The sequence below is a fragment of the Paraburkholderia atlantica genome, assembly GCF_000092885.1.
In the GTDB taxonomy this organism is placed as follows: Bacteria; Pseudomonadota; Gammaproteobacteria; order Burkholderiales; family Burkholderiaceae; genus Paraburkholderia; species Paraburkholderia atlantica.
The window spans coordinates 435,680-453,903 of record NC_014117.1 but is presented as its reverse complement, the minus strand read 5'-3'; the positions used below and the strand labels follow the sequence as shown (position 1 = coordinate 453,903).

Genomic DNA, 18,224 nt, shown 5'->3' with positions numbered 1-18,224 from the left:
TCAGCACAGAAGTCCGACTAGCGCCGCATGACAGCGCGACGAAGCGGCCTGACAGGCAGCCCGCTTGCTGGGTCGACAGAGCGCTTTTCGACGTTGCGGCTCATACCGATGCAAAGCAGTTTCTGCTATCAGATATCAGTCCCCACAGCGCGAGCCGCGAGTTGGGCCTGATGCTCGTCTCCAACACCTCCCTGATAGCCGCTGGACCGGTCGATACTGCGATACGCGGGCATTGACTGACGAGTAATGCCCCGACTAACTGGACCGCTCCGTTTCCGGCGGGTCAAAAAATGCCGTGATGCGTTGATACGTGCTGCTGTCTGCCTGAGTGCTTCCAAGCTTGCACATCGCGTTGTGGTGGCGGTCGTTCACCCAGAGGTTCGGGCCTTCCTCGCGGAGCTGCGTACGGAAGACTCGGATGTCCTCCCTGCTCGCAAAGAGCTGCTCGAGATAGTTGGAACCATGAAGTCGCCCGGCTTCTGCAGCTGCCGCCATGCTGTCCATCACCCATTCCAGGATGGGCGCGTGAGGCATGTGCGAGAGCGCCGAGACATGAATGGGCGACAGCGTCTTCTCCTTTGCGTTCCAACCGCCGAATTCGACGAGGGCGCTCGCTTTGCGTTGACCTTCTTCGGTTTCGAACAACAGGGGTGTTACCTGAGGAATGTAGCCGTTGATTGCAGACATTGATGTGGTCTCTAAACTCGTTCTTTTGTTCGTCGGCCCGTACGGGCCCGACCACTGTATGACGGCAGGCTGTTCCTCCTCTTTAGGCGCAAGGTCGCCGGGCGGGGCCTTTGCTGCAGCGCACGACGGCACAGCAAAAGCTGTCGTCCAAAACCGCCTATGCAATTCGCATTGAACGGCTGTTCACTGCGCAAATCGCGGCGGCTTCAGGAGTACTCTGGGTATCGGCGCGGTCAACCACTTTCATGGCGTGTGCATATTGACGGGCAAACGCAACGCATTTCGCCGCCTGGGACTCATCAAATTAGCGATGGAGACTCAATTGTCGAAGCTGCAGTCGCGGGCATGGGGGTATGCCAGATGCCGATGTCCCTGCTAAGGCCGCATCTCGAGTCCGGCGCATTGGTGTCAGTCCTCGACGGCATTTCAAATGAGCTTATAGACGTACACGCGGTGTGGCCGAAGGTAGCTCACTTGCGACCCAAGGTGCGCCATGTGGTCGACACCTTGGTTGAACTCGCCGGGCAGGGACAATTGGACTGAGTTATTCAGCAGTGGTTGCCGTTTCAGCCCTTCCGAAGATGTGCGATAACGCTCTTGGCGACATCAACGACCGATTTATGCTTGCCTGCCGACACGGTTCGCGATTGCCAGCCGGCACCCGCCTTAAGGATGATGCGGACGCGGAGAAGGCCACCATTTGCGGTTATTTGCACGCAAGCCTCTGCGATGGGCTCGCCGTATCCGGCCGCCTGCTGCTCAACGAACATCGTGACGATGCCGACCTCGGGGAATGGGCCTAGAGGCCATTCGTAACCGTGCGCGTGAAGCGCTTCGGAAGCGCGCTCCCACAGTGGCCTCCTCGGGTCAATTTCCGTTATCGCCGTATAGAGCGGCTCAACAACTTCCGGCTCCGTCTCGTGCTGTCCATCGTAAAGCCTGACAGTAGTCCGCGAATATTCGGTAGCCCACGCCTTCGCGACCTTTCGCAGCAGCAAGTAGTCGGCGTCGTCGCGGAGCATCTCAAGCGGGCTCCTGTCACCTAGACCGCCGTGGCGTGACGAAAGAAAATCCAAGCGACTCGCCGGGGGTGCGGGGACGATGATGTCGCAAATTGCTCGCAGTCGCTTGCGGTCCAGTCGTGGGTCCGCCAGGAGAGCCGGGAAATAGGTGGTACCGTCGACGTCGACGCCAAACACACTGCCTTCTTTTACCAAGCGGGCAAGCCGCTTTTCGCCAACGCAGAGGCGCTTTCTGAACTCAGCTTCTGGCAGCAGTTCTCCGCGTGTGACCAATTTTCGCCTGTGCTCAAGCGCCTCTTGGAGGAGACGGTCGCGCAATGTCGGCTTGGTGTTCATTTGAATGTCCGGATATACGACGTGAGCAGCGACCAGCTTATCCCCCGGCCTCGCTGGTACCGGCACCGCTGTCTGCAGACAGGATGACGACTCGCTCGCGCCACTGTCTGTCGGTCGCCGCTTGCCATCCAATGGACAGCCCATGCTCCGCCGGATGATGGACGTCCGTTGTCTTGCCCTCAGCCGCGTAGTGTCGCTCGCATGCCCACGGCTCCGCGATAACCGCTACATTCAATACTTCTTCAGCGTCCGTCATTTCGCCATATTGCGGCAGGTAAAGAACGACAGCGTCAGGGTCGGCTTCCTGCAGGTGGCGTAGTAGGTGTCGCACTCGCATGGCATCGCTCCTTTACGTCGTAACCAGCACACAGCCGCGTGTTCTCAATCGAGCGCGGCACCTCGCCACCCAGCGGGTGTGCAGGACGCGTAGATGGCATCAAGCGCAGCATGTACACGAGTTGATTGCTTCAGCGATTTATTGCGCGCGACGCGGATAAGGTCCTCGTATCTCACATCGCTCCCCTTCAGCCGCTGCGGTTGTACATCGCCGACAGTCTTGTTTGCAGGTCCGCGAGCACGCTCGGCTCGCTTATGCCTAGCATAGGGTCGGTCCGCACTAGCTGCTCGCGACACCATGCAGGCCAGTGCAGATAGTCGTCATCTAGCGCAAGCCATGCCTCGGGGTTACGACGCAGCACGTCGCTCCAGACTTGCATGCCCCTCGGTGCCTGTGCGAACTCGGCCGGGTCCATCGCGCTGTGATAGGTCGCCCCTACAACCCTTGCCTGCAATCCAGGAGACAGTCTGCGCGCCACACGCTGGATGCTTCCTCTGTAGCGCCGCACCCAACTTGTCGACAGGACTATGCGCAAGTCTGGGTACGGGCCAAGCACTTCTTCGAGCAGTGGGCAGTTTTCGAAAAGCTTGTGACCTGGTGCGTTCATCAGGGTGGGGCCGTGTCTATGGAGCAGATACACGGACTCCGGGTGTAAAACGCCATCGAAATCAAGCATGAGCACGTGCCCGCCCATGTATCGTGGAGACGGTACGGAGAAGGTGGGCCCGGGGATTCCTGTCAGCATTATTTCTTCGAGGCGTTGGACTTCGGTGATGAAGTGCGATTTCGATACGCTGGGGAGTTGTCGTTCAAACAACATCAAGGCCATGATGTAGTCTGGAACAGGCGTCGGGCGGTAGTGACGACATCGTCGCCAATCAGATACGGCATTGGCGGAAGGTCGGCACTAGACCGAGCACTTCGCACGGTGGCGTATGCCAACCTGCCCTCGCATCGCACGTCAATCCGAAAGGTAACCGCCGCGCTACGGCCGGTGTGTGCGTGGTCGCAAGTCTCGTGAACGAAAACAGTGAAGCGCGCGGCGACGGGATATGGGCCACGTGGCGTTGGGCAGGCAAGAGCCAGTGACGCGCGATGCCACGTTGACCCGCGCGATTCGATTGAGCTGCCATCGCAAACTACGGGCAAAGTGTCGCCAGTGCAGTCGCCCAGGTACACGGCGACATCTGTTCGCAGCAAGGGCGCGCCTGGCGACAAGTCGAGAGCTTCGCTCATAGCCTGCACTCCGGTCTGTAAATTTGACTCACGGCGTGTCCTTCCCAACGCGCTCATACGCGACACTTTTGGTACCCACCTGAATCCGCCGCGTAATACGTCGTCGGCCGGTTGTCACCACCGCCACCATCGGCAACTGCGTGGAGCGACCAGCGTTGTAGTCGCGGGTAAGCACTCCTGGACCGATATCAATTCCGAGCTTTCTGAAAGCCTCGGCAGCAATGGCCTCAAATGGGGCTGCTGGCGCGTGACGACCTGTAAATCGATTTATGCGGGTTTTGGCGTATATGCCATGGCCTACTCGTATCAGTTGTCCAGTCGCGACCAGCCGTGCCAGAACGCGCGTCAGTTGCGAGGGTGCACCGAGATGCGATAGCTCGGAACGGAGAATCACGACACCTACTCGGGCGCGTATTGAGCGCATGACTCTGTCCTCAAGTCGTGACTTCCGTGCGGCGAGCACGCCATCCTCCCCAGTCCTAAGCGAAGACCATCGCAACTTGGTTTCGACTCCATCGTCCGATTGGCATGTCGTGCTCATGACCATATCGTCCATGACCTACGCCTCGCCCATGGCCTACGATGTAACGGCGAGACGGCCGGCATAGTCGAGCGAGTCAAGCACAGTATGCAAATCGAGAAGTCTCGGACCATCCTTCGAAAATTGTGCGACGCGGGTCAAGCGCGTGATAAACGGCCATTCCTCGTCGCGTTTGAACATCTTTCCAAGACGCTCCCGAAGCCGGTCAACTTCCACTTCTTTGCAGCGGGCATAGATTTCGAGATACTCGCAGACTTTCGGCATCCGAAGCGACTGCACCGGCGGAGCCACTGCACGCGCATCGATTCCAAGTGCCTCCAGTTCCCGCAAGATAGCACCAGCACGCTTGGCCCATTTGCTGAGCGTCAAGGTTGCCTGTCCAGCTAGTCCACGCACCGAATCGATGTGCGCCTCCATCCTGTTGAGTAGCTCGTAGTAGTCGAAAGAGGAACCTTGAGAATCTTTGGCGGGATAGCCAGGTGGTACTGCGTAGTCTGTGCGTGTTGTGAGGAGCAACGACTGCAGGTGGTTTGCCGGCTGGTAGATTTGACGCTCTAATTCGGCTGCCGCGCTGACCGCTTTCGTGAACGCCTGCATCTCATCATGAATCGTTCGGCGCACGCACATTCGCAAAGTTGAGCTTCGCGTCATTGTGTGCGGAACAATGGCATCCACATTTTTGTGCGTTTGCCTCATCTCTTCAACGATGAATGCCACTTCGCTAGAAAGCGGCGCACGCAGCCCGTCTTCGAAGCTGATTACCCGGCTCATGATTTGCTTGGGTTCGCTCGGCACCCGCTTTCGACGCCCTTTTCCCGTTGCCGCTGCGCTCAGCGCCTTATCGAGCAGTTCGCTGACGCCTAGGGCCGCATTTTCCTCTGCGAAGCCGCCGAAGACGCGCGTCCCTTCGATAGCCACATCTGTCGTTGTGTTGGTCTGCCCGTGCAGCCAAAGGTCAACCGCACCTGGATACTGGCGAAGCAATGCGCGGACGCCACTTTGCGTGGCCCCACCCGCGCCCGCGATTCGCGGACGCAACTCAGGCGCAAAATGTGTCACGACGACGGTTGGTCCCTCAAACCGTTGTCGCAGTTCGTTGGCAAGCCAGGCGATGGTCCGACGATTCTCTATGAGAGCGAACGCACGACGCGCCGAATCTGCCGACGCCTTTGAGCCAGCAGTGACAGGCTCCCATTGATGCGCAAATGCAATCGCACTAGCCTGCGGCGCGTTCATAGAGTCGCTCAGCCAGGCCGCCGTATCGACTTCAGAAAGGACCAAGTCAACCTCACGGGCCCAATCTCTTGCGCTGAGCCCGGCGCATTCGGGCGACGACCAGAATGTACAACCCAGATAACGGACGCCATCTAAAACGACCCTATCCCGGTCGAGGATGTGGACCGCTGTGCCGGAGGCCGCCTGCTTGCCAGACGCCACCACCTGCGACCAGTCACGGCCGCGGCATTCGTCCAGACCGGCTACGTAGAGCACCGGCATACCGAGCGTGGAAAGTGCGCTTACAGCCTCGACGATATCTGACAGTCCGCCCGGCACCACAAGCACATCGCACTTGCCGACGCACTCTAAAGCGCGGACGCGCTCTGCTGGATTTCCGCCACCGAGCAACTGAACTCGCGGAAAGGGCCGGTCGCGAAACAACTTCCACGTGCTGCTCGCGGGATTATCTAAAGTCAAAAGCCACCTCGATTGGACGCGATGTGCGAGCCCTTGCAGCCCGCCTAAAACTGATAGACCGAAGTGTAGGCGTTTACGTGGTACATGTAAATGTCTACAACGTAAATGTCGAACATTTATGTGCTGTAGACATTTACGTTGTCGTCACCAAAATGGCGACATGAAGAAATCTAGTGAGCCCGCGACCCTGCGAGAGCGTTTCGCAAGAAACCTCAGGGCCTATCGCATCGAACTGGGGATGTCGCAGGAGGAGCTTGGCAGTTACATTGGCGCCGACCGTACCGCCATCAGCCGTCTGGAACGAACATTCGGCAACCCGACATTGGAGCGCGCAGAGGCGCTCGCAAGCGCGCTGGACATCGATGTTCGTGTTTTGATGACTTTCTCTGGCAAGGGCGAAATCGAGCGACGCCCGCCGACCGGGGATGTCTCGAGCGCCGCTGTTGGCGCCAAGGTCGCAACATTGCGGGAAAAAATGGGCCTTACCCAGAAACAGCTGGGAGAACTCGCGGGGGTTGACCGAAATTTCATCTCAAGGGTTGAAGCACCACACGGCCGCGGCACGCCCCTTGAGCTTGCGACGCTTGAGAAACTCGCAGAAGCGTTCGGAATCCATCCAGTCGAGTTGCTTTAGGCCAGTGGAGACAGGGGTTTATCTACTGCTCAGCCAACGATGGACGACATCCCGCCGCCAGCGAAGTAGGTTGCGGTCGTAGATTTCGGCGCGTGGTGGCAGCAGCCAAGGGCGATGTCTTGCTCGCAGAACTACCGTGTGAATTGACAGATTAAGCATTTCGGCCAGTTCTTGAGCATCAAGATACGTGGGGCTTTGATTTGCATCGAACGAGGTCATGGAGCGTTTAGAGCAATTGCTTTAAATGCCTCCACGAGACCCAATTTCGGGAGTTTCTTCAGCGTCCCGAACAGCCAAGTCTGTTGCGCGTGCGCCACTCAACGACAGCATCGCAGCAGCGATAGAGGAGACAAAGAGGCCGGCGAGCGGCTTGTCGCCGCCATCGTTTTGCAAGTGCGAGGGTTTAGGCTTCCGACTGGAATCTCCGAACTTCTGCGGACCCGATGCCATCCACATCTCGCACATGCCTTCGGAGCCGATGGATGTCTGTTAGTGCCGGGCGGCCTGCTACCACCTTTGCTTCTCGACGGACTCTCTGGAACGCAACTGGCCGATGCCTTGAGCTTGCCTTGAACGCCTACGTTCGGAGGGCCAAGACCGGTGCGAGCGATGCCGCTTTGGCAACTGCCTGTACCTGACCAAAAGCCCTCAGTGAGCGAACCCGTTCAACGACAGGTCGAAAGGTCCATGTTTGAAGTGGCGATTGAGCTCAATCGCCTGCGCAACAAGAAGGGCACTGGGCACGGTCACCCTTGAGAGACATCGGTTACTGACCAAGAGGCGCGGTATGCAATTGAGACCATGGGCGCGATTGCAGAATTTCTATTAGCGAGACATGCGGACTATCGGTGAAGGCTGCCCTTGCTGCAACCAGCCCATGAAAATCGCAGGCCCGCGGTTTCGGTCCGCTTACGCCCAGCCCGGTGAGCGGGGGAGTTCCACTACCAACCGAATCATCGTGTTGTGCGGACCAGTACGCCGCAAGCCTCGTTCCTCTTGCGCTCGGCCGAACCCTGTGGTGCGAGTACCGCCGAACGAGCGCGGTAATAGTAGTCAACTATTACGAAACCCCATACTCACTCACATCGAGCGCAATAGTTGTTTTTTGGGGGTCATATCCTTGGGCTGCATTCAGGCGCAGACCTGCCATACCGGCCGCTGTCCGACTGGCGTCGCGACCCAGGACCCGGTGCGCCAGCGCGCGCTGGTGGTGCCGGACAAGGCCGATCGCGTATTCAACTTCCACCACAACACGCTGCATGCGTTGCAGGAAATCATCCAGGCCGCTGGGCTGCGGCATCCGGCGGAGCTGCGCGCGCATCACATCGTGCGGCGCGTGTCGTCGCATGAGGTGCGGCTGATGTCGGAGCTGCTCAAGTATCTCGAACCGAACGACCTGCTGAACGGCAACTATCGCTATAGACTGTTCGAGACGTACTGGCCGATCGCGCAAAGCGATTCGTTCTCGCCGAAGGCGGAGCTGGCGGCGTGCTGAGTGCGCGCGGACCCTTGCCGCGCCGCCTGTCGCCCAAAAGCCGCATCGCGGCCCGTCCGACCCCGCAAAACGGGCCGCCCCCCTTCCTTTCCGTTAAAATCTCGGGTTTAGCACTTCGCTCCACGGCCCGCTCGCGCGCTTAGGCGCACGCGGCACGGCCCTCCATGCCCGAAAGGCACTTCATGCTCACGTTTCAGCAAATCATCCTGACCTTGCAGTCCTACTGGGACAAGCAGGGCTGCGCGTTGCTCCAGCCGATCGACATGGAAGTCGGCGCGGGCACGTCCCACGTTCATACGTTTCTGCGCGCGATCGGCCCCGAGCCGTGGCGCGCCGCCTACGTGCAACCGTCGCGCCGCCCGAAAGACGGCCGCTACGGCGAGAACCCGAACCGTCTGCAGCACTACTACCAGTACCAGGTGGTGCTCAAGCCCGCGCCGGAAAACATTCTCGACCTGTACCTCGGTTCGCTCGAAGCGCTCGGCTTCGACCTGAAGCAGAACGACGTGCGCTTCGTCGAGGACGACTGGGAAAACCCGACGCTCGGCGCGTGGGGTCTCGGCTGGGAAGTGTGGCTGAACGGCATGGAAGTGACGCAGTTCACGTACTTCCAGCAGGTCGGCGGGCTCGACTGCAAGCCGGTGCTCGGCGAAATCACCTACGGTCTCGAACGCCTCGCGATGTATCTGCAGAAGGTCGAGAACGTCTACGACCTCGTCTGGACCGAGTGGGAAGAGCAAGGCCCGAACGGCCCCGAGCTGCGCCGCCTGACCTACGGCGACGTGTACCACCAGAACGAAGTCGAGCAGTCCACCTACAACTTCGAGCACGCGAACGTCGATCTGCTGTTCACGTTCTTCAACAGCTACGAAGCGGAAGCGAAGCGCATGATCGATGCGCAGATCGCGCTGCCCGCCTATGAACTCGTGCTGAAGGCCGGCCACACGTTCAACCTGCTCGACGCGCGCGGCGCGATTTCGGTCACGGAACGCGCGGCGTACATCGGCAGGATTCGCGCGCTGTCGCGTCTGGTCGCGCAGGCCTACTACGACTCGCGCGAAAAGCTCGGCTTCCCGATGCTCGGCAATCCGGTGCACGGCGTGCCCGGCCTCACCACCGACGAGCAGGACGCCGCGATGCCCGCGTGGGCGCCGCCGCTCAAAGTCGAACGCAAGATCGACCAGGACTGACGAGAACTTCAACCAATGACTCAATCTCAACACGCTACCCTGCTCGTCGAGCTGCTGACCGAAGAACTGCCGCCGAAGGCGCTCGCGCGTCTCGGCGACGCCTTCGCCGAAGGCATTGCGCAGCGCCTCGCGGCGCGCGACCTGATCGAAGGCGAACCGTCGTTCGAACGCTTTGCCACGCCGCGCCGTCTCGCGGTGACGATTCACAACGTGCGCGCGGTCGCGCCGGAAAAACACGTGCGCGAAAAAGTGCTGCCGGTTTCCGTCGCGCTCGATAAAGACGGCCAGCCCACCGCGCCGCTCGCGAAGAAGCTCGCCGCGCTCGGCTTCCCCGACTTCACGGTGAACGACCTCGAACGCGCCCAGGACGGTAAAGCCGAAGCGTTCTTCCTGCGCTACGCGGCGCCGGGCGCGACGCTCGCCGACGGCCTGCAGGCCGCGCTCGACGAAACGCTCGGGAAGCTGCCGATTCCGAAAGTGATGACGTATCAGCGCCCCGACGGTTCGAGCGTGCAGTTCGTGCGCCCGGTGCATCGTCTGACCGCGCTGCACGGCGAAGAAATCGTGCCGGTGAGCGCGCTCGGCATCGACGCCGACGACACCACGCTCGGCCACCGCTTCCTGTCCGAAGGTTTCGTGCAGATTCAGCACGCGCAGTCGTATGCCGAAACGCTCGAACACCGGGGCCGCGTGATCGCGAGCTTCGCCAGGCGCAAGGAAGCGATCCGCTCGCAACTGCTCGCGCATGCCGCTGAAGACAAGGTCGTGATGCCCGAGGCGCTGCTCGACGAAGTGACGTCGCTGGTCGAATGGCCGGTCGTCTATGAGTGCCGCTTCGAGGACGAATTCCTGCAGGTGCCGCAGGAATGCCTGATCCTGACGATGCAAACCAACCAGAAGTACTTCGCGCTGACCGATGCGAACGGCAAACTGCGCTCGCGCTTCCTGATCGTGTCGAACATCGAGACCGCGACGCCGGTCGAGATCGTCGAAGGCAATGAGCGCGTCGTTCGTCCGCGTCTCGCCGACGCGAAGTTCTTCTTCACGCAGGACAAGAAGAAGCCGCTCGCGGATCGCGTGCCGCTGCTCGCGAACGTCGTTTATCACAACAAGCTCGGCTCGGCGCTGCAACGCGTGGAGCGGCTCGAAGGGCTGGCCGGCGCGATCGCCGCAATGACCGGCGCCGACGTCGCGCGCGCGACGCGCGCCGCGCGTCTCGCGAAGGCCGACCTGATCACCGACATGGTCGGCGAATTCCCCGAGCTGCAGGGCACGATGGGCACGTACTACGCGCGCCACGACGGCGAGCAGGAAGAAGTCGCGCTCGCGTGCTCGGAACACTACCAGCCGCGCTTCTCGGGCGACGCCCTGCCCACCACCGAGACCGGCACCGTCGTCGCGCTCGCCGACAAGCTCGAAACGCTGGTCGGCATCTGGGGCATCGGCCTGCAGCCCACCGGCGAAAAAGACCCGTTCGCGCTGCGCCGTCATGCGCTCGGCGTGCTGCGCATCCTGATCGAAAAGCAGTTGAACGTCGACTTCGTCGATCTGCTGCGCATCGCTTATGCGCAATTCGCCGGCATGCCGAACGTCGCCGATGCGACCGACGCGATCTACGAGTTCAGCATGGACCGCCTGCGCGGCCTGCTGCGCGAACGCGGCTACGCGGCCGGCGAAATCGACGCGGTGCTCGCGCTGAACCCGACGCGGCTCGACGACATCGTCGCGCGCCTCGACGCGGTGCGCGAATTCGCGTCGCTCGCCGAAGCGGCGTCGCTGGCGGCGGCCAACAAGCGGATCTCGAACATCCTGAAGAAGTCGGAAGGCGTGACGAACGGTGGCGTGCAGCCCGGCTTGCTCACCGAAGCAGCGGAGAAGGCGCTCAACGCGCAGCTCGAACAGGTGACGCCGCGCGTGCAATCGCAACTGGCCGTGCGCGACTACACCGGCGCGCTGACGGCACTGGCCGCGCTGCGTGAGCCGGTCGACACGTTCTTCAACGACGTGATGGTCAACTCGGAAGACCCGGCGTTGCGCGCGAACCGTCTGGCTCTGCTCGGCGCGCTGCATCAGCAGATGAACTGCGTCGCCGATATTTCCCGACTCGCCGCCTGAGCACCGCGCCATGCCGATCAAGAAAGTGGTGATCCTCGACCGCGACGGTGTGATCAACGTCGACTCCGACGCGTTCATCAAGTCGCCGGACGAATGGGTTGCACTGCCCGGCGCGCTGGAGGCGATCGCGCGCCTGAACCAGGCGGGCTATCGCGTCGCGATCGCGACGAACCAGTCGGGCATCGGCCGCGGTCTGTTCGACATGGACGCGTTGAACGCGATGCATCTGAAGATGCACCGGATGGCCGCAGCGGTCGGCGCGCGCATCGAAGCGGTGTTCTTCTGCCCGCATACGGCGGAAGATCACTGCGAATGCCGCAAGCCGAAGCCCGGCATGCTGAAGATGATCGCCGAGCGTTTCGAGGTCGATCCGGCGCATACGCCGACCGTCGGCGATTCGCTTCGCGATCTGCAAGCGGGCGCGGCGCTCGGTCACCCGATCCATCTCGTGCTGACCGGCAAGGGCCGCAAGACCCTCGCCGCGGGCGGCCTGCCCGAAGGCACGATCGTGCACGACGACCTGCGCGCGTTCGCGCTCGACTTTCTTGCCAACGCGCAGGAATAAACGCGCAGCGCGCGCTCCCAACCCTCACCGACCACGCCGATGCGCTTTATCCGTTCTCTGCTGCTGCTGATTTACTTCGTTGTGGCCACGGTGCCGTACGCGACCGCGTGCTTCATCGCGTTTCCGTTCCTGCGCGCGGAAAAGCGCTACTGGATGGCGGCCGGCTGGTGTCGTCTGACGCTGTGGACGGTGCGCTACCTGAACGGCATCCGCTATCGCATCGAAGGTTTCGAGAACCTGCCCAACGGCCCGGCCGTGCTGCTGTCGAAGCATCAGTCGGCGTGGGAAACGATCGCGTTTCCGGCGCTCATGCCGCGCCCGCTGTGCTACGTGTTCAAGCGCGAGCTGTTGTATGTGCCGTTCTTCGGCTGGGCGCTCGGCATGCTGAAGATGGTCCACATCAACCGCAAGGAAGGCAAGTACGCGTTCGAATCGGTCACGAACCAGGGCAAGGCCCGCATGGCCGAAGGCGCATGGGTCATCATGTTTCCCGAAGGCACGCGCACGCCGACCGGCAAGCAGGGCAAGTACAAGACCGGCGGCGCACGCTTCGCGATCGCAACCGGCGCGCCTGTCGTGCCGATCGCGCACAACGCGGGTCGCGTGTGGCCGCGCAACTCGTTTACGAAATATCCGGGTATAGTCACGGTGTCGATCGGCAAGCCGATCGAAACGACGGGGCTCACGCCCGACGAAGTGAACACGCGCGTCGAACAGTGGATCGAAGCCGAGATGCGCCGCATCGATCCGACTGCCTACAGCGCGGCGGCCAACGACTCCGCCGCCGCTCCCATCTGACGCGCCACGCCTTCGAAGCCCGAAGGCGTCTTGCGCGAAGCGAAGCCGATGCAGAAGTCTCCCACGCCGCAGCCCGCCGCGGCGCTCGAAAACCGGCAGCTCGATCTCCCGCTCTTCGCCGAGCCGGGGTCGACGTCGTCGACTCCTTCACCTTCCACGCCGGGTTCATCCGGCACCGCGCCGGCCCGGCCGCCCGTCGCGCCGCTCGCGCCGGATGGCAGCAAGCTGCGCAGCCTCACCATCGGTTCACGCACGCTGCATTACGCGCTCAAGCGTTCCGCGCGCCGCTCGATCGGCTTTGCGATAGACAGCACCGGCCTCACGATCACCGCGCCGCGTTGGGTCACGCTCGGCGATATCGAAACCGCTATCACCGAAAAACAGCGCTGGATTTTTACGAAGCTGATCGAATGGCAAACGCGCGTCGAGCAGCGCGCGCTGCCGAAGATCGATTGGAAAGATGGCGCCGAAGTGCCCTACCTCGGTCAGCCGGTGCGCGTGACGCTCGGCGCGCCGCAAGGCATGCTCGCGTTCAGCGCCGAGCAATGCGCGCTGCAATTGCCGCTGCCGTTGCAAGCCGACCCGCAGCAGATCAAGGATCGCGTGCAGGGTTGGCTGCAAGGCGAAGCGAAGCGGCTGTTCGGCGAGCGGCTGGAGATTTACGCGGAAAAGCTTGGCGTCAACTATCGCGCGTATGCGTTGTCTTCGGCGGCGACGCGCTGGGGCAGTTGTTCGAGCGACGGCAAGATCCGCCTGAACTGGCGACTGATTCATTTTCCGCTGTCGATCATTGATTACGTCGTCGCGCACGAGTTGGCGCATCTGCGCGAGATGAATCACAGTCCGCGCTTCTGGCAAACGGTCGAATCGATTTTTCCGGAATTCCGCGAGGCGCGGCAGACACTGAAATCGCATCCGCCGGAGCTGTTGCCGACGCTTTGAGGCCGGGCGCTATCTCTGCGACAGCGCTTTCGCGGACTGCAACAGATCGTCGAGCATCGCGCCGCGCCTGTCCAGGCTCGTGTCGCGGCCAGTCATGAAACACAGCGCTGCAATCGGCAGTCCCGCACGATCGCGAATCGGCGCTGCCATACAGAGCCTGAACGCATTCGAAAGTCCTTCGGTGCAGCAGTAGCCTCGTTCTTTTGCAGCCTGCACGTCCTTCAGGAATTCGTCGAATTCGATGCTCGCCCCGTTGTCGAGGATGAAATCTTCGGCCGGAATCAGCGCGCGAATCTCGTCGGCGCCCAGGTGACCTAGCAGCAGACGTCCCGTGGCGGTCCAGGGAATCGGCACTCTCACGCCGATGTCCGAACTGATGTTGAATGGCCGCGCACTGTGCTCGGACAACACGACCGTGTACTTGTTGCCTTCCAGCATGCACAGCTGCGTGGTCTCGTCGTACTTCCTCACCAGTCCCAGTATGGATTGATGCGCACGGCTAATCAGATCGTTGTGCGTTGCATAGTCGGACCCGTAGTAGTGCATCTCGCGCCCAAAGAACACGCTGCCATCCGCGGCCGTCTCGAGCCAGCCCACTTCCGTGAGAATCGCGACCAGCTCGTAAATGCTCGAACGCGGCGCACCGGTTGCCTCGATCAGTTCGCGCATCGTCAGCGGGCGTTGGGCAATATGCAATTGCCGGAAGATCGCGATGACGCGGTCCACGCCTCTCGCCCGAGACGATTCTGTAACAGCCATGCGTTCACTCCGTAAAGCGTTGATCCGACCGGTTGTCATTCAAGCGCCGCGAGTGTATCGCACGACAGACCCGCGATAGCGACTTTCAGGCAAGCCTGGTCAATGGTCGAGAACTCGATGCAGAAACTGCCGGGTGCGTTCGTTCGAGGGATTGACGAAGATCTGCTCCGGATCGCCCTGCTCGGCGATGACGCCCTTGTCCATGAAGACGACGCGGTCAGCAGTCTTGCGAGCAAAGCCCATTTCATGCGTGACGACGACCATCGTCATGCCGTCGCGCGCGAGCCCGCGCATCACCTCGGTGACCTCGCCGACCAGCTCCGGGTCGAGCGCGGACGTCGCCTCGTCGAAGAACATGATGCCGGGCTCGACCGCGAGCGCTCGCGCAATCGCCACGCGTTGCTGCTGACCGCCCGAGAGCTGGCTGGGGTAGTGTTCCGCGCGGTCCGCGAGCCCGACCCGATCGAGTGTCTCCATCGCGCGCTTGCGCGCGTCGGCCGGACTCATGCGGCGCGCCTTGATCAGCGCGAGCGTGACATTGCCGAGCGCGGTATTGTGAGGAAACAGATTGAACTGCTGGAAGACCATGCCGACGTGGCCACGAATCTCCCGTGCCCGACGCGGATCATGCAAGGGCACCTCGTTGACCCAGACCTCACCGGAATCGGTGGTCTCCAATCCCGCCATGATTCGCAGGACCGTGCTCTTGCCTGAGCCGGACGCGCCGATCAGCACCAGCACTTCACCCGAGCGGACCTCGAGATTGATTTCGTTCAGCACCCTCGTCGAACCGAATGCTTTGCTGACGCCCGTCAGTGAAATGATCGGCCTGGTTTGGCTTTGGTTACTCACGACAATCTCCTGCGGTCATGGTGGCGCACCCATTGCGAAAGCGGGAAGCACACGGCGAAGTAAATGAGTGCGACGAGTCCATAGATCTCCACCGGCTTGCCGATCCGGTCGACGATGGCCTGGCCACCGTGCATCAGCTCGGACATTCCGATCATGCTGACGATCGAGGTGTCCTTGATGAGCGACAGATACTGACCGACGAGGGGCGGCAACACGATCTTTCCGGTCTGAGGCAGCACGACGAACGAGAACGCCTGAGCCCGCGTGAGGCCGAGGATCTGCGAAACCTCCCATTGACCTTTGGGTACCGCCTCGATCCCCGAGCGGAAAATTTCGGCGATATAGGCGCCCTGATAGACGCTCAAGCCAATCACGCCGGCTGCGAACACGTCGATCGCATAACCGAAGTACGACACGCCGAAATAGATGAACATCAGCGTGATGAGCACCGGCGTGCCGCGAAACAGCTCCGTATAGAGTCTGGCGATGCGGTCTGTGCCCCACGGTCCGAACGACCGCAAGACCGCGGCGAACAGGCCGATCAGCGTGCTGCCCACGATGGACGCGATCGACAGCAACAGCGTGGTCACCAGACCCTGCAGCAGGATCGATAGACTGGTTTTCAGCAATTCGACTGACATGATCCAACTCCAATCCGGGAATCAGGCCCGCTTCGTCCGGCGCATAAAGCCTGTCCCGAAACCGGTGCGCGCCGGCATGGCGAGGGGAGGATGAAAGAGCCGCGCGCCGAGCTGAGCCGCAAGCCATGACAGTACGTTGCTGAGCACGAGATACGCGACGAGCGTCACGCTGAACGTCTGAAGGTAGAGAAGCGTGCGCGAGTTGATCACGGTCGCCGTACCGGTCAACTCCGGCAATGCAATGGCGGACAGCAGCGACGTGCCGAGCAGCAACTGGATCAGGTAGTTGACGATGGCCGGATAGACGGCGCGCGTCGCCTGCGGCAGCACGACCTCGACGAAGATCTGCGCGCGTTCGAGGCCGAGAATGCCAGCAGCCTCGATTTGGCCGCGCGGCACCGACTGTATGCCGGCGCGGAACACTTCCGACAGGTAAGCACCGACGTTGAGGCCGAGCGCGATGACGCCCGCCCAGTACGCGTCGAGCGAAACACCCGCTGACGGAAGACCGAAGAACACGATGAAAATCTGCAACAGGACAGGCGTATTGCGGATGATTTCAACATAGCCCCGGGCGATCCATCGAAGCACAGCGAGCGGAGAAGCGCCGGCGAGCGCGGTCAACAAGCCGAGGACTAACGCCAGTACGAAGGCCAGCACGGTCACCTGCAACGTCAGCCAGCTCGCGCTCAAAAACTCCGGCACGTAGCCCCACAAAGTCAGCCACTGGTAACTCATCTCATGCTCCCCATCGTGCGGGCTTCACTAGATATCGGCGTCTGCCGCGTCTTAAAACTGCGGATTGAGCGGATAGCGCGGATCGGTGCCAAACCACTTGTTGTAGAGCTGCGCGTTGAGCTTCGACGCATTGACGTTGAAGAGGAACAGATTCAGATAGTTCAGCCATTCCTGATCACCGGCCTTGACGCCGAACGCGTTGTATTCGAGCGGGACCAGCGCTTCGTTCGTGACGGCAAGTTCAGGATCGAGCTTGGCCTGATAAGCGAGGAAGTTGTTGTCCTCGATCATCGCGTCGGCCTGCCCCTGCTTGACGGCAAGTATCGCGGCCTGCGAGCTGTCGTATTCCTGGATCTTCACCGGGATATTCAGCGAGCGCACTTCATCGCCATTGGTCGAGCCCTTGACCGTCGCGATCGTGCGACCGCTCATGTCCTTGATCGACTGAATACCGCTGTTTTTTCTGACCAGCAGCGCTTCGCTGGCAACCACGTAAGGGGCCGTGAATTCGATTACTTTCGCGCGCTCCAGATTACGCGTGAAGTTGCAGAACACGACGTCCACCTTGCTGGTCTGCAGATTCGGAATCCGGTTCGCGCTCGTTGTATTCACGACCTCGAGCTTCACACCCATCTGCTTCGCGAGTTCCTTCGCGAGGTCCACGTCATAGCCGTCCGGTTGGCCGTCTTTGTTATAGAACCCGAACGGCGCGAACGTCAGGCAGTCCCCGACGCGCAGCGTGCCTCGCTGCAACACGCCCTGAAGCGTCGACGGAGATGCCGCCGCGCCCTGCTCCGGCGTGGCCACCTTGGTGCAGCCAGTGATGGCGAGCAATCCAGCAACAGCGAACAGAAAGGCGGCTTTGGCGCCTCGATTGGCGAGCTTCATGGGCAGGGTCCTAAGCGGAGAAGAGGGTTCCGGAGCAGACGCATCGGCTGCACACCTTTCGGCATGCCTGAAAATTCGCCGGGTCACGCATCGATTGTCCGATATATCAGACTGCTATCTGACGAATCGGATTGATACCGAGTGTTGGACACTAATATCAAAGCGGCAACCGGACACAAACCCTTATTGCCTACACTTTTTTGTTGGAATAATTGCGCGCGAATTCCACCAAGCGCATCGAGTCCGGGCTGACCCGCGCGGCTTCGAGCTACCAGGCAATCATTTACAATTCCCGCAGGTCAATGCATTTATCGACAAACTGTCAAAGGAGGACTCATGCGAATCCTGCATACCATGCTTCGAGTCGGTGATCTGGACGCCTCGATCCGTTTCTACACCGAAGTTCTCGGGATGCGCCTGCTCCGGAAGAACGACTACCCGGAGGGGAAATTCACCCTCGCCTTCGTCGGTTACGAGGACGAATCCGAAGGCGCGGCAATCGAACTGACTTACAACTGGGACACGAGCAAGTACGACCTCGGAACCGGGTACGGTCACATCGCCCTTGAAGTCGACGACGCCTATGCGGCGTGCGAACAAGTGAAGAAACGTGGCGGCGTCGTGACGCGCGAAGCGGGACCCATGAAACACGGCACGACTGTCATCGCCTTCGTCGCCGATCCGGACGGCTACAAGATCGAGCTGATACAGAAGAAGGGACGAGTCGACTGACCCGAGTTCAACCGTTCGCGC

Annotated in this window: 20 protein-coding genes and 1 pseudogene; 10 read left to right on the top strand and 11 right to left on the bottom strand. The window is 61.1% G+C overall.

The window, feature by feature from the left end; genetic code table 11:
• Nucleotides 1–255: 255 nt before the first annotated feature.
• Complete coding sequence (locus BC1002_RS02080; protein ID WP_013088417.1) at nucleotides 256–687, bottom strand: hypothetical protein; 432 nt, start codon at nucleotides 685–687, stop codon at nucleotides 256–258.
• 159 nt (nucleotides 688–846) lie between these two features.
• On the opposite strand from BC1002_RS02080, the gene BC1002_RS02075 reads away from it, so the two are divergent.
• Nucleotides 847–1,230 carry a LysR substrate-binding domain-containing protein gene (locus BC1002_RS02075; protein ID WP_238537907.1) on the top strand — a complete coding sequence of 128 codons (384 nt, stop codon included), beginning with the start codon at nucleotides 847–849 and terminating at the stop codon, nucleotides 1,228–1,230.
• A 23-nt stretch (nucleotides 1,231–1,253) separates the two neighbouring features.
• On the opposite strand, the gene BC1002_RS02070 is transcribed toward BC1002_RS02075, so the two are convergent.
• The 5 genes from BC1002_RS02070 to BC1002_RS02060 form a co-directional block, all read right to left on the bottom strand.
• A complete protein-coding gene (locus BC1002_RS02070; protein ID WP_049870190.1) occupies nucleotides 1,254–2,045 on the bottom strand; it encodes a hypothetical protein in 792 nt (263 codons plus the stop codon).
• A gap of 37 nt (nucleotides 2,046–2,082) precedes the next feature.
• Nucleotides 2,083–2,382, bottom strand: a complete 300-nt coding sequence (locus BC1002_RS35980; protein ID WP_013088416.1) for an exonuclease/endonuclease/phosphatase family protein — start codon at nucleotides 2,380–2,382, stop codon at nucleotides 2,083–2,085.
• Nucleotides 2,383–2,569: 187 nt separating this feature from the next.
• Complete coding sequence (locus BC1002_RS02065) at nucleotides 2,570–3,211, bottom strand: HAD domain-containing protein (protein ID WP_013088415.1); 642 nt, start codon at nucleotides 3,209–3,211, stop codon at nucleotides 2,570–2,572.
• A gap of 435 nt (nucleotides 3,212–3,646) precedes the next feature.
• Entirely contained in the window at nucleotides 3,647–4,042 is a 396-nt protein-coding gene (locus BC1002_RS38715; RefSeq protein WP_238537906.1) for a DUF6088 family protein, read from the bottom strand.
• A 153-nt stretch (nucleotides 4,043–4,195) separates the two neighbouring features.
• Nucleotides 4,196–5,854, bottom strand: a complete 1,659-nt coding sequence (locus BC1002_RS02060) for a metallophosphoesterase family protein (protein ID WP_013088413.1) — start codon at nucleotides 5,852–5,854, stop codon at nucleotides 4,196–4,198.
• 160 nt (nucleotides 5,855–6,014) lie between these two features.
• Between BC1002_RS02060 and BC1002_RS38610 the strand changes: the two genes are divergently transcribed.
• From BC1002_RS38610 to BC1002_RS02020, 8 genes and pseudogenes are all read left to right on the top strand, one after another.
• Complete coding sequence (locus BC1002_RS38610) at nucleotides 6,015–6,488, top strand: helix-turn-helix domain-containing protein (RefSeq protein ID WP_013088412.1); 474 nt, start codon at nucleotides 6,015–6,017, stop codon at nucleotides 6,486–6,488.
• 609 nt (nucleotides 6,489–7,097) lie between these two features.
• The gene (locus tag BC1002_RS39685) at nucleotides 7,098–7,244 is read left to right on the top strand and encodes an abortive infection family protein (protein ID WP_420798740.1); all 147 of its coding nucleotides are present in this window, start codon (nucleotides 7,098–7,100) and stop codon (nucleotides 7,242–7,244) included.
• Nucleotides 7,245–7,599: 355 nt separating this feature from the next.
• Nucleotides 7,600–7,983: pseudogene (locus BC1002_RS02045) on the top strand (glutamate synthase-related protein); the annotation flags it as partial.
• 182 nt (nucleotides 7,984–8,165) lie between these two features.
• Complete coding sequence (gene glyQ / locus BC1002_RS02040) at nucleotides 8,166–9,173, top strand: glycine--tRNA ligase subunit alpha (RefSeq protein ID WP_013088411.1); 1,008 nt, start codon at nucleotides 8,166–8,168, stop codon at nucleotides 9,171–9,173.
• A 15-nt stretch (nucleotides 9,174–9,188) separates the two neighbouring features.
• Nucleotides 9,189–11,288 (top strand): glycine--tRNA ligase subunit beta, encoded by a 2,100-nt coding sequence (glyS, locus tag BC1002_RS02035; protein WP_013088410.1) that lies wholly within the window; start codon nucleotides 9,189–9,191, stop codon nucleotides 11,286–11,288.
• A gap of 10 nt (nucleotides 11,289–11,298) precedes the next feature.
• Nucleotides 11,299–11,853 carry a D-glycero-beta-D-manno-heptose 1,7-bisphosphate 7-phosphatase gene (gene gmhB / locus BC1002_RS02030; RefSeq protein ID WP_013088409.1) on the top strand — a complete coding sequence of 185 codons (555 nt, stop codon included), beginning with the start codon at nucleotides 11,299–11,301 and terminating at the stop codon, nucleotides 11,851–11,853.
• A 39-nt stretch (nucleotides 11,854–11,892) separates the two neighbouring features.
• Nucleotides 11,893–12,651 carry a lysophospholipid acyltransferase family protein gene (locus tag BC1002_RS02025; RefSeq protein WP_013088408.1) on the top strand — a complete coding sequence of 253 codons (759 nt, stop codon included), beginning with the start codon at nucleotides 11,893–11,895 and terminating at the stop codon, nucleotides 12,649–12,651.
• A 48-nt stretch (nucleotides 12,652–12,699) separates the two neighbouring features.
• Nucleotides 12,700–13,593, top strand: coding sequence for a M48 family metallopeptidase (locus BC1002_RS02020; protein ID WP_013088407.1), 894 nt, complete (start codon nucleotides 12,700–12,702; stop codon nucleotides 13,591–13,593).
• Between the two features lie 9 nt (nucleotides 13,594–13,602).
• Here the strand turns inward: BC1002_RS02020 and BC1002_RS02015 are convergent, their stop codons facing one another.
• The 5 genes from BC1002_RS02015 to BC1002_RS01995 form a co-directional block, all read right to left on the bottom strand.
• Nucleotides 13,603–14,352, bottom strand: coding sequence for an IclR family transcriptional regulator (locus BC1002_RS02015; RefSeq protein WP_013088406.1), 750 nt, complete (start codon nucleotides 14,350–14,352; stop codon nucleotides 13,603–13,605).
• A 99-nt stretch (nucleotides 14,353–14,451) separates the two neighbouring features.
• On the bottom strand, nucleotides 14,452–15,204 hold the full coding sequence (locus BC1002_RS02010; RefSeq protein ID WP_013088405.1) for an amino acid ABC transporter ATP-binding protein: 753 nt from the start codon (nucleotides 15,202–15,204) through the stop codon (nucleotides 14,452–14,454).
• Nucleotides 15,201–15,845 (bottom strand): amino acid ABC transporter permease, encoded by a 645-nt coding sequence (locus BC1002_RS02005; RefSeq protein ID WP_013088404.1) that lies wholly within the window; start codon nucleotides 15,843–15,845, stop codon nucleotides 15,201–15,203. The genes BC1002_RS02010 and BC1002_RS02005 overlap by 4 nt, the downstream gene beginning before the upstream one ends.
• A 21-nt stretch (nucleotides 15,846–15,866) precedes the next feature.
• Nucleotides 15,867–16,583, bottom strand: coding sequence for an amino acid ABC transporter permease (locus BC1002_RS02000; protein WP_013088403.1), 717 nt, complete (start codon nucleotides 16,581–16,583; stop codon nucleotides 15,867–15,869).
• A gap of 51 nt (nucleotides 16,584–16,634) precedes the next feature.
• On the bottom strand, nucleotides 16,635–17,471 hold the full coding sequence (locus BC1002_RS01995; RefSeq protein WP_013088402.1) for an ABC transporter substrate-binding protein: 837 nt from the start codon (nucleotides 17,469–17,471) through the stop codon (nucleotides 16,635–16,637).
• A gap of 336 nt (nucleotides 17,472–17,807) precedes the next feature.
• Between BC1002_RS01995 and gloA the strand changes: the two genes are divergently transcribed.
• On the top strand, nucleotides 17,808–18,203 hold the full coding sequence (gene gloA / locus BC1002_RS01990) for a lactoylglutathione lyase (RefSeq protein ID WP_013088401.1): 396 nt from the start codon (nucleotides 17,808–17,810) through the stop codon (nucleotides 18,201–18,203).
• Nucleotides 18,204–18,224: the final 21 nt, after the last annotated feature.

Excerpts from the sequence above, each read along its gene's own strand:
- BC1002_RS02080 (WP_013088417.1), bottom strand. The coding sequence starts at position 687 with ATGTCTGCAATCAACGGCTACATTCCTCAGGTAACACCCCTGTTGTTC.
- BC1002_RS02075 (WP_238537907.1), top strand. The coding sequence starts at position 847 with ATGCAATTCGCATTGAACGGCTGTTCACTGCGCAAATCGCGGCGGCTT.
- BC1002_RS02070 (WP_049870190.1), bottom strand. The coding sequence starts at position 2,045 with ATGAACACCAAGCCGACATTGCGCGACCGTCTCCTCCAAGAGGCGCTT.
- BC1002_RS35980 (WP_013088416.1), bottom strand. The coding sequence starts at position 2,382 with ATGCGAGTGCGACACCTACTACGCCACCTGCAGGAAGCCGACCCTGAC.
- BC1002_RS02065 (WP_013088415.1), bottom strand. The coding sequence starts at position 3,211 with ATGGCCTTGATGTTGTTTGAACGACAACTCCCCAGCGTATCGAAATCG.
- BC1002_RS38715 (WP_238537906.1), bottom strand. The coding sequence starts at position 4,042 with ATGCGCTCAATACGCGCCCGAGTAGGTGTCGTGATTCTCCGTTCCGAG.
- BC1002_RS38610 (WP_013088412.1), top strand. The coding sequence starts at position 6,015 with ATGAAGAAATCTAGTGAGCCCGCGACCCTGCGAGAGCGTTTCGCAAGA.
- BC1002_RS39685 (WP_420798740.1), top strand. The coding sequence starts at position 7,098 with ATGCCGCTTTGGCAACTGCCTGTACCTGACCAAAAGCCCTCAGTGAGC.
- glyQ (WP_013088411.1), top strand. The coding sequence starts at position 8,166 with ATGCTCACGTTTCAGCAAATCATCCTGACCTTGCAGTCCTACTGGGAC.
- glyS (WP_013088410.1), top strand. The coding sequence starts at position 9,189 with ATGACTCAATCTCAACACGCTACCCTGCTCGTCGAGCTGCTGACCGAA.
- gmhB (WP_013088409.1), top strand. The coding sequence starts at position 11,299 with ATGCCGATCAAGAAAGTGGTGATCCTCGACCGCGACGGTGTGATCAAC.
- BC1002_RS02025 (WP_013088408.1), top strand. The coding sequence starts at position 11,893 with ATGCGCTTTATCCGTTCTCTGCTGCTGCTGATTTACTTCGTTGTGGCC.
- BC1002_RS02020 (WP_013088407.1), top strand. The coding sequence starts at position 12,700 with ATGCAGAAGTCTCCCACGCCGCAGCCCGCCGCGGCGCTCGAAAACCGG.
- BC1002_RS02015 (WP_013088406.1), bottom strand. The coding sequence starts at position 14,352 with ATGGCTGTTACAGAATCGTCTCGGGCGAGAGGCGTGGACCGCGTCATC.
- BC1002_RS02005 (WP_013088404.1), bottom strand. The coding sequence starts at position 15,845 with ATGTCAGTCGAATTGCTGAAAACCAGTCTATCGATCCTGCTGCAGGGT.
- BC1002_RS02000 (WP_013088403.1), bottom strand. The coding sequence starts at position 16,583 with ATGAGTTACCAGTGGCTGACTTTGTGGGGCTACGTGCCGGAGTTTTTG.
- BC1002_RS01995 (WP_013088402.1), bottom strand. The coding sequence starts at position 17,471 with ATGAAGCTCGCCAATCGAGGCGCCAAAGCCGCCTTTCTGTTCGCTGTT.
- gloA (WP_013088401.1), top strand. The coding sequence starts at position 17,808 with ATGCGAATCCTGCATACCATGCTTCGAGTCGGTGATCTGGACGCCTCG.